Origin of the sequence: Peptidiphaga gingivicola, assembly GCF_001652275.1 — a bacterium.
Classification (GTDB): Bacteria; Actinomycetota; Actinomycetes; order Actinomycetales; family Actinomycetaceae; genus Peptidiphaga; species Peptidiphaga gingivicola.
The window spans coordinates 884,206-897,039 of sequence record NZ_LVZK01000001.1 but is presented as its reverse complement, the minus strand read 5'-3'; the positions used below and the strand labels follow the sequence as shown (position 1 = coordinate 897,039).

General features: G+C 67.6%; 6 protein-coding genes and 1 pseudogene. 2 read left to right on the top strand and 5 right to left on the bottom strand.

Annotated elements, in window-relative coordinates; translation table 11 throughout:
• Positions 1-22: 22 nt before the first annotated feature.
• Positions 23-2,386, bottom strand: coding sequence for a serine/threonine protein kinase (locus A4H34_RS03660; protein WP_156510243.1), 2,364 nt, complete (start codon positions 2,384-2,386; stop codon positions 23-25).
• A gap of 265 nt (positions 2,387-2,651) precedes the next feature.
• On the opposite strand from A4H34_RS03660, the gene A4H34_RS03655 reads away from it, so the two are divergent.
• Entirely contained in the window at positions 2,652-3,806 is a 1,155-nt protein-coding gene (locus tag A4H34_RS03655) for an ABC transporter ATP-binding protein (protein ID WP_009197685.1), read from the top strand.
• Positions 3,807-4,078: 272 nt separating this feature from the next.
• Positions 4,079-5,443, top strand: a complete 1,365-nt coding sequence (locus tag A4H34_RS03650; protein ID WP_064231674.1) for a DUF4032 domain-containing protein — start codon at positions 4,079-4,081, stop codon at positions 5,441-5,443.
• Positions 5,444-5,734: 291 nt separating this feature from the next.
• Here A4H34_RS03650 and A4H34_RS03645 read toward each other — a convergent pair whose 3' ends face one another.
• The 4 genes and pseudogenes from A4H34_RS03645 to A4H34_RS03630 all read right to left on the bottom strand — a co-directional run bounded on the left by A4H34_RS03645 (position 5,735) and on the right by A4H34_RS03630 (position 12,709).
• The gene (locus tag A4H34_RS03645; RefSeq protein WP_009197689.1) at positions 5,735-6,778 is read right to left on the bottom strand and encodes an aspartate-semialdehyde dehydrogenase; all 1,044 of its coding nucleotides are present in this window, start codon (positions 6,776-6,778) and stop codon (positions 5,735-5,737) included.
• Positions 6,775-8,043 (bottom strand): aspartate kinase, encoded by a 1,269-nt coding sequence (locus A4H34_RS03640; RefSeq protein WP_064231119.1) that lies wholly within the window; start codon positions 8,041-8,043, stop codon positions 6,775-6,777. The genes A4H34_RS03645 and A4H34_RS03640 overlap by 4 nt, the downstream gene beginning before the upstream one ends.
• A gap of 440 nt (positions 8,044-8,483) precedes the next feature.
• Positions 8,484-9,083 (bottom strand): annotated as a pseudogene (recR, locus tag A4H34_RS03635) (recombination mediator RecR); the annotation flags it as partial.
• Positions 9,083-12,709, bottom strand: coding sequence for a DNA polymerase III subunit gamma and tau (locus A4H34_RS03630; RefSeq protein WP_064231117.1), 3,627 nt, complete (start codon positions 12,707-12,709; stop codon positions 9,083-9,085). The gene A4H34_RS03630 and the pseudogene recR, both read right to left, overlap by 1 nt.
• Positions 12,710-12,834: the final 125 nt, after the last annotated feature.

Below are 12,834 nucleotides of genomic sequence, written 5' to 3'. Positions count from 1 at the left end.
GCCGCTCCGCCTCTCAGCCGCGCTACTCCGTCTTGATGAAGGAGGGCGTGCCGTCGAGCGGCGTCCAATCGGGATACTGCCGAGCGGAGGAGTAGAGGACGCCGAGTGCAGTGAGAGCGACGAGGACCACACCCCAGAAGTACTTGTACGACCTGACCGGGGCAATCGCGGCCATGAGGCTGCGGGCGCCGAGCCTCGCGGGGGCGTTGAGGCCGTTGAACCACGCGACCGTCATCGCTATGACGACGGCGGCAAAAGTGCCGAGACGGGGCTCCGAGGGAACCGCGAGGCTCAAGCCCCACAGCGCAGCCCCGCCTAGGGCGACGCCGATGCCGACGCACACCGCCTGCTCGAAGACGGTCTTCAGGAATACGCCGGGCAGCCTCAGCGCCACGCCCCATTTCTCGCCCGAGAACTTGCCGCCGCGGGCTCGGCGTCGGGCGTTGAGGCTCCGGTAAGACGATCCGATCATCGCGAGCGCGAACGCCGCAAAGGCATATGCGCTTATCCCCGATATCGGGAATCGCACGGCGAAGGAGAGAATCGCGAGGGCTCCGAGGAACACGATGAGGCGGACGGTTGGCAACGGACGCATCCATTCCGGGGTTTCGCCCGGCGCGCCGGGCGCCTGCCCGCCAATGAACTCATTCCACATCGGCGGATTGAGGGAGCCGGGAGGCTGCGGCTGCGAGGGTGGAAGCCTGGCTTGCGCCTGCCCAAACTCTTGGCCGAGATTCCTGCGGCTCCCTAGCTCTTCGGGAAGCGGCGCGACGGGGACCGACGGCGGCATCTGGGGCGGCGGGGCCGCCATCGGGGGTTCAGCCGAGATGACCTCGGTCGGCGGCGTGGCTCGGGAGCCGGACCGAACATCGTCGCCGACGCCGAACCCCCCGGCGGGAAGGATTTCGGTCCGGCCTCCGCCGGACTCGCCGACGCCGAACCCCCCGGCAGGAAGAATCTCAGTCCGCCCTCCGCCGGACTCGCCCCCGGCAGGAAGAACCTCGGTCCGCCCTCCGCCGGACTCGCCGACGCCGAACCCCCCGGCAGGAAGAATTTCAGTCCGCCCTCCGCCGGACTCGCCGACGCCGAACCCCCCGGCGGGAAGAATTTCGGTCCGCCCTCCGCCGGATTCGCCGCCGGCCGGAAGAATCTCAGTCCGCCCCCCGCCGGGTCCTGGCGCTCCGAGGACTTCCGTTGCCTGCCCTCCCAGCTGAGCTCGCCGCATCCGCAGAGCGGTTTCCGGGCCCTCGTCCCACCCGCGGGCGTCGTCGCTCCGCCGGGCGCCATAGTCTGCGTCGCCGTATTCCTCGGACCCGGCGTCGTTCCCGAAAGCGCCGGAAGCTCGAAGCGCCTCGGCGGCGCCGTCGGGCCTCCCCGGATGCTGGCCAAGCACCTCGGTGGCGCCCTGCGGCGTCGCTCCCGGAGCGTTCCGCGAAGCGGTGTCGCCGACGCCTCGCGCGGCGGTCTCGCCCGTGACGAGTGGCTCGAAGGTGTCTCCCTCCCCCATTGCGGAGTCCGCGGCGGCGAGGCTTCCGACTCCCCCCATCACGCCGGCGATGCCGGCGAAGGCTGCGTGCGGCGCGGAAGAGTCGTCGTCGAACCGGCCGGTCTTGAGAACCTCGACGAGCTCGTCGATCCCGATCCGATCCTCGATGTCCGGCGCGAGAGCGCGCACGAAAGCGGCAGCCACCGGGCCCTGAATGCCGACGATGTCCGGCACCCCCTCGAAAACCCTTCGCATGATCGCCTGCGGATTGCCCTTGCCGAAGGGCGCCCGACCCGTAGCTGCGAAGGCGAGGACGGCGGCCAATGCCCACCAGTCCGCGCTTTCATCCGGGTTGGCGCCGTTGATGACGCGCGGATCGCAGTACCCGGGCGTGTGCGCAACCGAGCCGGGAACGGTCAGCCGCGAATCCTCATCGACCTGCGCGATTCCGAAATCGATGAGCACGGGCCCGTCCGGGCCCAGCATGACGTTGGACGGCTTGAGGTCTCGGTGGAGGACCCCCGCCTCGTGGATCGCCTCGACCGCCTGGCGGAGATGCTCGGCGAGTTCGACCAAGTCCTCCCCTTCGAACACTCCCGAATCGACGACGTCTTGCTCCAACGTCGGCCCATCTATGAGTTCCGTCACAATAAAAGCTTCGTCGGAGTCGGTCTCGGCGTCCAGGACTTCGGCGACGTAGCGGCCGCGCACCTTCTGGAGCATCGCGACTTCCCGGCGAAGGCGCTCCCTTCCCGAGTGGTCCACCACCAGGGCCGGATGCAATAGTTTGAGGGCGACACGGACCCCGGCGCCATCCTCCGCCTCGAAGACGGTGGACATGCCGCCCGCGCCGATTCGCTTGATAAGCCTGTATCCGCCGATGTTCATCTGCCTACGCACGCCTCTACGCTATCGAAGGACGCCCCCTGCGCGCTCGTTACGCTCCCTGAGCATGCTGTGCACGAATCGCCAAAAGGCAGATTTGCGTTGGGATTCCGCGATTCTGCGTTCTTCTGCACATGCCTCCCCAAAAAGCGGCACGCTCGGCGCATTTCTGTGTAATAATTTTCACGGGTGTTTTAAGCATCCGTGTCAGAGTCGACACTTTGGCACTCTTCACTCGGACCGTCCGGCACGTTCCTGCCGGTGAAGGGACCATTTGAATATGGCAACTGTGACCTTTAACGGGGCTACTCGCCTCTACCCGGGCTCGGAAAAGCCCGCAGTCGATCACCTCTCTCTGGACATCAACGACGGAGAATTCCTCGTTCTGGTCGGGCCTTCGGGGTGCGGCAAGTCCACCTCGCTGCGCATGCTCGCAGGCTTGGAGCAAGTGGACGACGGAACCGTCTACATCGGCGACGACGACGTCACCTACGTTCCGCCGAAGGACCGGGACATCGCCATGGTGTTCCAAAACTACGCCCTCTACCCCCACATGACCGTGGCGGACAATATGGGCTTCGCCCTCAAGATCCAAGGCGTGCCGCGCGAGAAGATTCGCGAACGCGTGGTCGACGCCGCCAAGATCCTCGACCTCGAGCCCTATCTCGACCGGAAGCCGAAGGCGCTCTCCGGCGGACAGCGCCAGCGCGTGGCGATGGGCCGCGCCATCGTGCGCGAACCTCGGGTCTTCCTCATGGACGAACCGCTGTCGAACCTGGACGCGAAGCTCCGCGTCCAGACCCGCACCCAAATCGCCTCCCTCCAAAAGCGGCTGGGAATCACCACCGTGTACGTGACCCACGATCAGACCGAGGCTCTGACGATGGGCGACCGGATCGCCGTGCTCAAGGACGGCCTGCTCCAGCAGGTGGGCATGCCGAATGAGATGTACTCCTCGCCCGCCAACGCCTTCGTCGCCGGATTCATCGGCTCCCCCGCCATGAACCTGGGGCGTTGGCGCCTCGTCGGCAACGCCGCCGTCTACGGCGATTCTTCCCTCCCTGTTCCGTCGAGCGTCGCTAACTCCGTCACCCGCGAAGACAACGGGCAGATCATCGTCGGCTTCCGACCCGAGGCCCTTTCGTGGAACTCGAACGACACGTACACGCCGGGCTCCGATGAGGGCGCCCCGCTGGGCAAGATACCGCTCAAGGTCACGCTCGTTGAGGAGCTCGGATCGGACGCTTATGTCTACGGCCACGTGGTCGGCGCCGATCGCGAAGTCGATAAGTTCGGCTCCGGCGACGGTTCGGACCTCGTGACGATTCGCATCGAACCTGATAGAGTTCCAGCTCCCGGGGAAGTGATCCTCGTGGAACCGAACCCGGATCGGATTCACTTCTTCTCCGCCAGCGGTGGCGAACGGATCAACTGATGGCGTTCGAGGCCGGGGCATGGAAGAACACGCCCCGGCCTTTGCCGTTTCGAGGCAGGGCCGCGGAAGGAGAGAAGACGTCTTCTCGCCCGTTGGGCGTACCCCATATTTACATAGAGGCACCTCAACAGACGAGGAGATCACGTAAAATATAACCAATACGCGCAAATATCATGGACAATTCAATTCAACAACTCAAACCGGTTCCAAAGAAGGAACGGGTATCGTCAAAGTCGACGAGACGCTCGAAGGCCTCAAAGAAAGCGAGGCCGGTGAGCTCCTCGCTGCGGATCACCGCGGCCAAGCCTGATGCGGCCCTCCTCGACCTTCCTTGGGACAAGCCGTTGAGCCGATGGCCGGACAGCATCGTGGCTGCGCTTCCTCAGGGAATTTCCCGCCACGTCGTGCGATTCGTCCACCTGGACGGGCGCATTCTGGCCATCAAGGAGATCGGCGATTCGGCGGCTCATCACGAGTACCAGATGCTGCGCATGCTTCAGCGGCTTGACGCGCCCTGCGTCGAGCCGGTAGCCGTCATCACCGGGAGGACGACCCGTTCGGGCCGCCCGCTCAATTCGGCCTTCGTTTCGGAGCATCTGCCGTACTCGCTTCCCTACCGCGCTTTGTTCGGCCAGTATCAGCGTCCGGAGACGGTCGACAGGCTCATCCGGGCCCTTTCGGTTCTGCTCGTGCGGCTTCACCTCCTCGGATTCTTCTGGGGCGACGTTTCCCTTTCCAATGCGCTCTTCCGGCGCGACGCCGGGGAATTCGCCGCGTACCTCGTCGACGCCGAAACGGGCGAGGTCTACGACGGGATCACCCAGGGCAAGCGGCTGTACGACATTGACGTGGCACGCACGAACATCATCGGCGAGCTCATGGATCTGCAGGCGGCGGGCCACCTTTCCGAGGATTACGACACGATCGACATCGGGAACCGGCTGGTCGCGCAGTACACGACCCTGTGGGACGCGCTCACCGGAGAGACCACGTTCTTCACGGACGAAAAGTGGCGGGTGAACGAGCACGTCAAGCGCTTGAACGAGCTGGGCTTCGACGTCGACGAGCTTCAAATCGTCGCCGACGAGGACGGCCGGAGGATTCGAATCCAGCCGAAGGTGGTGGACGCGGGGCACTTTTCGCGCAAGATCATCCGCCTGACCGGCATGGACGTTCAGGAGAACCAGGCGAGGCGGCTCATTCAGGACATCGAGCAGTACCGTGTGGCGGCGAACAAGAGCGTGTCGCTTCCGATCGCCGCGCACGACTGGATGACGAACGTGTTCGAGCCGATGATCGACGCGGTGCCGCGCGAGCTCAAGGGCAAGCTCGAGCCGGCCGAGCTGTTCCATCAGTTCCTCGACCACCGTTGGTACATCTCGGAGCAGGCGGGCCGCGACATCCCCATGGACGAGGCGATTGCGAGCTTCATCGACAACGTCTTGCGCCACCAACGCGACGAGCGCTCCTACATCGTGGTCAGCGGGGCGACGCCGATCACCAGCGCCAGCCCCATCACCGGCGACAGCCCGATCACCGGCGACAGCCCCATCACGGGAGACAGCGCTCCCTCCGTGGAATCGGGCGACGAGGATGAGTTCGACGACGAATTCGACGAAGACAAGTACGACTCGTAAACCGCGTTGCCCGGCCGAGCAGATGCTCTGGCCGAGCGGTTGAACGCAGCGGGGGCGGGACGGCCTAAAAGGCGGTCCCGCCCCCGCTTTAAGCAACTGGCAGCCTTATGCGACCGGAGGTTCTCTGCAGTTGGCCGCTTTATGCGACCGGCCTCCCCAATTCGAAGAGCGCGGGCGACCACCGGTCGAAGAGCCATCGGCCGGCGAGCGAGCTCCTCCGACTCGGATCGGAGGCCCTTCGGCCTTGCCAGGCGAGCCGAAGCCAGCCGGGCCCGGCGAACCGGCCCGCGGCTATGAGCTCTTCAGCTCGGCGAGGACGATCTCGGCCAGCTGGATGGCGTTGAGGGCCGCTCCCTTGCGCAGGTTGTCGCCCACGATGAACATGGCCAGGCCGCGGCCGTCGGGCACCGACTGGTCGGTGCGGATCCGACCCACATAGCAGGGGTCCGTGCCGGCTGCGCGCAGCGGCGTCGGCACGTCGTCGAGTTCTACCCCGGGGGCGTCCGCGAGGATCGCCCTGGCTTCGTCGGGCGTCACAGGATTGGCGAACTCGGCGTTGACGGCCAGGCCGTGGCCCGAGAACACTGGGACGCGCACGCATGTGCCAGAGACGGCCAGATCCGGCGCCTCGAGGATTTTGCGCGATTCGTTGCGGAGCTTTTGCTCCTCGTCGGTCTCCTCGGACCCGTCGTCGACGATCTTGCCGGCGAGCGCCACCACGTCGAAGGCGATGGGCGCGACATAAACGGAGGGCTCGGGAAGGTCCACCGCCGATCCGTCGACGGCGAGCTTGGCGACGTCCTGCTCGACCGCCGAGCGAACCTGCCCTTCGAGTTCTTTGACTCCGGCGAGCCCTGAGCCGGAGACGGCCTGGTAGGAGGAGACCACGAGGCGGGTCAGCCCGTACCGGTCGTGAAGGGGCTTGAGCACCGGCATCGCGGCCATCGTGGTGCAATTGGGGTTGGCGACGATCCCCTTCGGGCGGTCCTTGATCGCGTGGGGGTTGACCTCGGAGACGACGAGCGGCACGTCGGGGTCCTTGCGCCACGCCGAGGAGTTGTCGACCACCACTGCGCCGGCGGCCGCGAATTTCGGGGCGTATTCGAGGGAGGCGCCGCCGCCCGCGGAGAACACGGCGACGTCGATCCCGGAAAGGTCGGCGGTCGCCACGTCCTCGACCACGACGTCTTTGCCCCGGAAGGGGAGCACTTTGCCCGCGGATCGGGCCGAGGCGAAGAAGCGGACGTCGTCGACGTCGACGTTCCTCTCCTCGAGAAGCGTGCGCATGACGCGACCGACTTGTCCGGTCGCTCCAACGACTGCGAGGGTTGTCATCTTCCAGTACCTCCGTATACGACGGCCTCGGACTCGCTGTCGAGGCCGAATGCTGTGTGGACTGAGCGAGCGGCCTCGTCGAGGCGCTCGGGGTCGACGACCACGGAGATTCGAATCTCCGAGGTGGCGATCATGTCGGCGTTGATGCCCAGGTCTCCCAGCGTGGCGAAAAGCTTGGCCGAAATGCCCGAGTGGGACCGCATCCCGGCGCCCACGACGGACAGGATGCCGATGTCTTCAGCCACTCGGATCTCGCCGAAGCCGAGCTCCCCGCGATGGCTCCTCAGCGCCTCGACCACTGCGGCGACCTCCGCCTTGGGGAGGGTGAAGCTCAGGTTCGAGACGTCGGGCGCCGCGACGGCCGTGTTTTGGACGATCATGTCGATGTTCCCGTCGATTCCGGCCACGATGGCGAAGATCTTCGACGCCATTCCGGGAACGTTGGGCACGCGCGTGATCGTGACCTTCCCTTGGGAGCGGTCGTGGGCGACGCCGGCGACGACGGGCGCTTCCAGGGCTTTGTCTTTCATAGTTTTCTCGTCCACGATCCAGGTGCCTTCCTTGTTTGAGAATGACGATCGCACGTGCACGGGCACGTTGAACTTTCGGGCGAATTCGACGGCTCGCAGGTGAAGGACCTTCGCGCCGTGGGCGGCCAGTTCGAGGGTTTCCTCGTGGGTCATGTAGGGCAGCTGCCTGGCCGCGGGGACGATTCGCGGGTCCGCGGAGAACACGCCGTCGACGTCGGTGTAGATCTCGCACACGTCCGCGCGCAGGGCTGCGGCGAGCGCGACGGCCGTGGTGTCGGACCCTCCGCGCCCGAGGGTGGTGACGTCGTTGCGGTCGTTGACCCCCTGGAATCCGGCGACGATCGCGACGGCGCCGGATTTGATCGTTCGTGCGATTCGCTCCGGGACGACGCCGACGATTGAGGCCTTGCCGTAGTGGGCGTCGGTGCGCAGGCCCGCCTGCTGGCCGGTGAAGGCGTGGGCGCCGACCCCCAGCGAGTTGACCGCCATCGACAGGAGCGCCATGGAGATGCGTTCGCCCGCCGTCAGCAGGATGTCCATCTCGCGGGCGGGAGCGTCCGGCGCGATCTCGTTGGCGAGGTCGATGAGCTCGTCGGTGGTGTCACCCATCGCGGAGACGACCACGACGACGTCGTTCCCCGCGTTCTTCGTGTCGACTATCCTCTGTGCGACGCGTTTGACGCTGGCCGCGTCCGAAACGGACGAGCCGCCGAACTTCTGCACGATTAAAGCCACGTGTTACTCCTTCAGTCTCCGTTATGTTAGCTGCGCGCAGCCGCGGGCCTGCTACGGATTCTCAAATTTGAACGCGGGCATTCGTCACACTATTGCCTTCGTCTCGGTGCCTTCGCGCCTTTCGTCCCCTGGGGGCGCGCCGTTTAATGCCCCGGCGACGCCGGGCCGGGCCCCGCTTCAGCGGGCGACGTCGGAGCGGGCGCAGCTTCCGCAGGCGAGGCCAAGCCTGACGCCGGACCGGCGTCCGCGGTGGGGCTGCCGTGCGAGGCCTGGGCCGACGACGAGCCCCGCGCCGTCGGGGAGCTCTGTGCCGACAGGGAGTCCTGTGCCATTGACGAGCCCTGTGCCGTCGGAGAGTCCTGCGCCATTGACGAGCCCTGTGCCATCGACGAGCCCTGTGCCGACGTCGAATCCGGCGCTCCGGGCGTGGCCTGGGCGAGGATCCGCTGTCTTCCTTCGAAGGCTCGGGAGAGCGTGATCTCGTCGGCGTATTCTAGGTCTCCGCCCACGGGCAGGCCGGAGGCGAGTCTGGAGACGGCCACTCCGATCGACGAAAGGATGCGGATGAGATACGCGGCCGTCGCCTCGCCCTCGATGTTGGGGTCGGTGGCGATGATGACTTCGGCGACGGCGCCGTCGCTCAGCCGCGAGATGAGTTCGCGGATGCGCAGGTCGTCCGGCCCCACCCCTTGGATTGGATTGATCGATCCGCCGAGCACGTGGTAGCGCCCGCGGTATTCGCGGGTTCTCTCGATGGCGACGATGTCTTTCGACTCTTCGACCACGCATATGACCGAGTCCATTCGGCGCGGGTCGGTGCAGATCGAGCACACTTCGGCCTCCGTGACGTTTCCGCATATTTCGCAGAACCGCACCTTCTCCTTCACGCGCAGCAGCGCGGAGGCCAGGGCTTTGACCTCCTCAGGGTCCTCGGCCAAGACGTGGAAGGCTATGCGCTGTGCGCTCTTCGGCCCGACGCCGGGCAATCGACCCAGTTCGTCGATGAGCTCCTGAACGGCGCCGTCGTACACTCCAGCCATCAGTTCCCTCCGTCAGTGCGGGCTATTTCTTCGATGATCGTGCCGTCGAACGTCGAGAGGACGACGTCGAGGCCGACCAGCTTCGATTGGGAGATCGTGGGGTCGGACTGGCTGACGTCGCTTTCGCCGTCGTCGACCGCGGCGCTTTCGACTCGCGGTTTCTGCCGCCCTTGCCCGTGCGCGGCCATGATCCGTTCCGAGATTGACGCCGCCCCGCGCGGCGCGGCTCCGCCGCTTCGAGGACGCTGCGGAACGGGCATGCGCTGCTCTGGACGTCTCGCGCGTTCGCCCGATCCCGCCTGCTCCTCGGCGCTTCGCGGGCGCTGCGGCGTCGGCATGCGCTGCTCGTAGAAGGGAACGTCGTCGAATTCGGACGGCGAGGCGGCGCCAGCCTGGGACGAGCCCGGACCAGGCGGCGATGGACTCGGACCGGACGGCGATGGACTCGGACCAGACGGCGACGAACTCGAACCAGACGACGACGGAGAGGAGCCTCCCGCAGACGAGGCTGCGCTGGACGCCGAGGAGGCTGCGTCGGCGGAAGACGAAACCGATCCAGGCGGGGAGGCAGCGCCCGAAGCGGGCGCTGCCTTCTTGACGTCGCGGACATCGCCGTCGAGCAATTGAGCGAGAACTCCGGCCGGGTCGTCGCTCCCTCGAACGTCGGCCGCAGCGGCGCCGCCGAAGAACTGCGGCTCGGGAACGGGGAAATACGGGTCCGGTTCGTCGTCGAGCTCGACCGGCTCGGGCAGGCCTCCGAAGTCGTCGCTTCCCCGGAAGGTTTTGGCGCGCGCCGGAGGGGCGGGGTCGGCGCGCGCCACTGGGTCGAGCTCGGCGCGCGCCGCGGGGACAGGTTCGCCGGTCGCCGTCGAGCCAGACCCTCGGTACGCGGTTGGAGCGGTTTTGGGGTGCGCCGGAGGGGCAGGCCGGCCGTGCGGCGTGGACGCAACATCGGCGTCGTCCCCGGCCCCGCCTTCGGGGTTTTCTGGCCGGAGCGCTCGCGCGTCAGGCGTGTCTGGACCTGGGATCTCTTCGTCTGCGTGCGGATCCGACGCCGCTTCGGGCATGGGCGACCCGGGCGTGCCTTCCTCGGACGCCGACGCTTTGCCGCCAGACGAAGACTCGTGGCCTTCATGGCTCGAGGCGTCCGCCGGACGCCCGGAAGTGCGTGCCGCCTGCTCGGACTCAAGCTCTCGGAGCGCGGACGCAAGCTGATCTCTGGTCGGCCGAGGGCCTTCGGGAATCTCGACTCGATCGGAAGAGAGAACCAGGCCGCGCTCCTCCATGTCCGGCGAGGGCCGCCACTCGCCTTCGCTCGGCTGCGCCTTTTCAGCGCCCCGTTCCGTTTCCGCCGCTCGCGGCGCCGGTTTCCGCGTTTTCCGATCCGTTTGGCCGTCCGGACTCCGCGTCTCCGAGAAAGCCGGAGTCTCCGGTTCCGGCGGTTCGTCCGGCTCGGACCGGGGCTGACTTTGCGGAACCGCGGACGCCGGCTGAGGAAGGGCCTGCGGCGCAGACTGCGGCGACGGGGCATGCGGTGCTGCGGGCTGCGGCGGCGGGGCTTGGGGCGCTGGACGGCGGGCCTGTTCCGGTCGCCCCGCCCGGCTACGGGCGGGAGGCGCTTTTGGGGCTGCATCACCGCCCACGAGGCCGCGTACTCGCAGGTTCAACCCCAGAACGTCGTGGAGGGCCGAAGCCACGCGGCGCGCATGATCGCGATCGTTGAAGGTCGTGGCGAGCCCCGCCGTGCGGAACTGGAGCCCGAGCACCCCGTCTCGGATTCCGGCGACCATCGCGTTGCGTTCGTCGATGAGAGCGGCCGTCGATTTCGACGACCGGGCGACGGCGGCCGCAACCTCGGCCCAGCGCTGACGGACGATCGCCGCGTCGCCGCTCGCAGATTGCACGCCCTCGCGTGAGGCGTCGGCGCTCTCGCGCACGGGCGGGACGCCGCTTTCCGCTCCCGTCTTTCTTTCTTGCGCAGTCGCTTCGTTCCCGCCCGCGGCCGCCTCAGCCGCGGCCGCAGGTTTGTTCGCAGCCGCGGAACCGTTCCGGCCCGCTGCGCGCGGTTCGTCGCGTTGCGGAGCCCGCGAGCGCGTCGGCTCGTCCGGGCCGTCGTCAGCGCCCGCCGCCCACGTCGGCGAGATTCCGCGGCCGGAGAACGGCCCCGATCCCCCGCGCTGCGGCGTCGGCTGCCGCTGGGCTGAAGCCGGCCGAGCCGGCGGACCCGCGGGCCTCCGGGCTTCATCGGCGTCGCCGTCGAATCGCGCACCCGCGTGTCTGTCCGCCTCGCCGCCTCCCTTCGGGCGCGGGGTCCGGCTCGCGCCAGGGCCTCCGTCCCGGGAGCCCCCGCCGCGACTGTCTCCGTCGTCGGAGCCCACAGAGCCGCCCGCACGGGCTCCCGCGGTGCGACGTCCCTCGCCTGCCTGGGCGACGCGGGCATTCGTCCCAAGTCCGTTGCCGCTGGAGCCGGCCGCGCGCCCCTCGGCACGCCCTCCTTCGCTCCCCGCCGCGGCCGAAGCGTCGGGCGACTCGGGGCCGGGAAGGAGGAGGCGCGCGCACAGGAGTTCGAGCTGGAGTCGCGGCGAGGTAGCCCCGACCATCCCGCTGAGCGCCTCGTTCGTCAGGTCGGCCGAGCGGGACGCCCCCCGCGCCCCGAGATGCTCGGCCTGGTTGACCATGCGCTGATACTGGTCGCGGGGAACGGAGACGAGGGCGTCGTCGGCCCCCTCTCCCGCCAGAGCGATGACGATGAGGTCGCGGAGCCGCTGGAGCATGTCCTCGACGAAACGCCTCGGGTCGTGCCCCGATTGGACCACCCGCTCGACAACCGCGAAGAGGGTCGATCCGTCCCTCGCGGCTATGGCTTCGACCGCGTCGTCCAAAAGGGAGCCGTCGGTGTATCCGAGCAGGGCGATGGCATGGGCGTAGTCGAGCTCTCCGCCCTCGCTTCCGCCCATGAGCTGGTCGAGCACCGAAAGCGAATCGCGCACCGACCCCCCGCCCGCGCGCACGACGAGGGGCAGCACGCCCCCGCCGACCTCGATTCCCTCCTCGGCGCAGATGCCCGCCATGTAATTTTCAAGGGTCTCCGGCGGGACGAGCCGGAAAGGATAGTGGTGGGTGCGCGAGCGGATCGTCCCGATGACCTTTTCGGGCTCCGTCGTGGCAAATACGAACTTGACGTGCGGCGGCGGCTCCTCCACGAGTTTGAGGAGCGCGTTGAACCCCTGATTCGAGACCATGTGCGCCTCGTCGATGATGAAGATCTTGTACCTGTCGCGCGCGGGGGCGAAAGCGGCGCGTTCGATGAGCTCGCGGGCGTCATCGACGCCGCCGTGGCTCGCCGCGTCCATTTCGACGACGTCGAGGCTTCCCCCTCCCCCCAGCGACAGCTCGCGGCACGACTCGCAGACCCCGCAGGGCGTGTCCGTCGGCGCTTCGGCGCAGTTGAGGCACCTGGCCAGGATGCGGGCCGACGTCGTCTTGCCGCATCCGCGGGGCCCCGAGAAGAGGTACGCGTGGGCCGTTCGATCGGCGCGCAGCGCGGCCATGATCGGCCTCGTCACGTGTTCTTGGCCGATGACCTCCTGAAAGGTCTGCGGACGGTAGCGTCGGTACAGTGCCATGCTCACGGCATAAGTCTACGGGCGCCCTCCGACATTTCGTGGAGCGTTCTTCCCAAGCTGACGCCCGGCCGGTCTGCGTCTGCCCGCGCCGCCCGGCAGACCGAAGGCGCCACGCCCTCTCAAAG

What these genes read in the sequence shown, in the direction of transcription:
- A4H34_RS03655 (WP_009197685.1), top strand. Translation starts at nt 2,652, where the DNA reads ATGGCAACTGTGACCTTTAACGGGGCTACTCGCCTCTACCCGGGCTCG.
- A4H34_RS03645 (WP_009197689.1), bottom strand. Translation starts at nt 6,778, where the DNA reads ATGACAACCCTCGCAGTCGTTGGAGCGACCGGACAAGTCGGTCGCGTC.
- A4H34_RS03630 (WP_064231117.1), bottom strand. Translation starts at nt 12,709, where the DNA reads ATGGCACTGTACCGACGCTACCGTCCGCAGACCTTTCAGGAGGTCATC.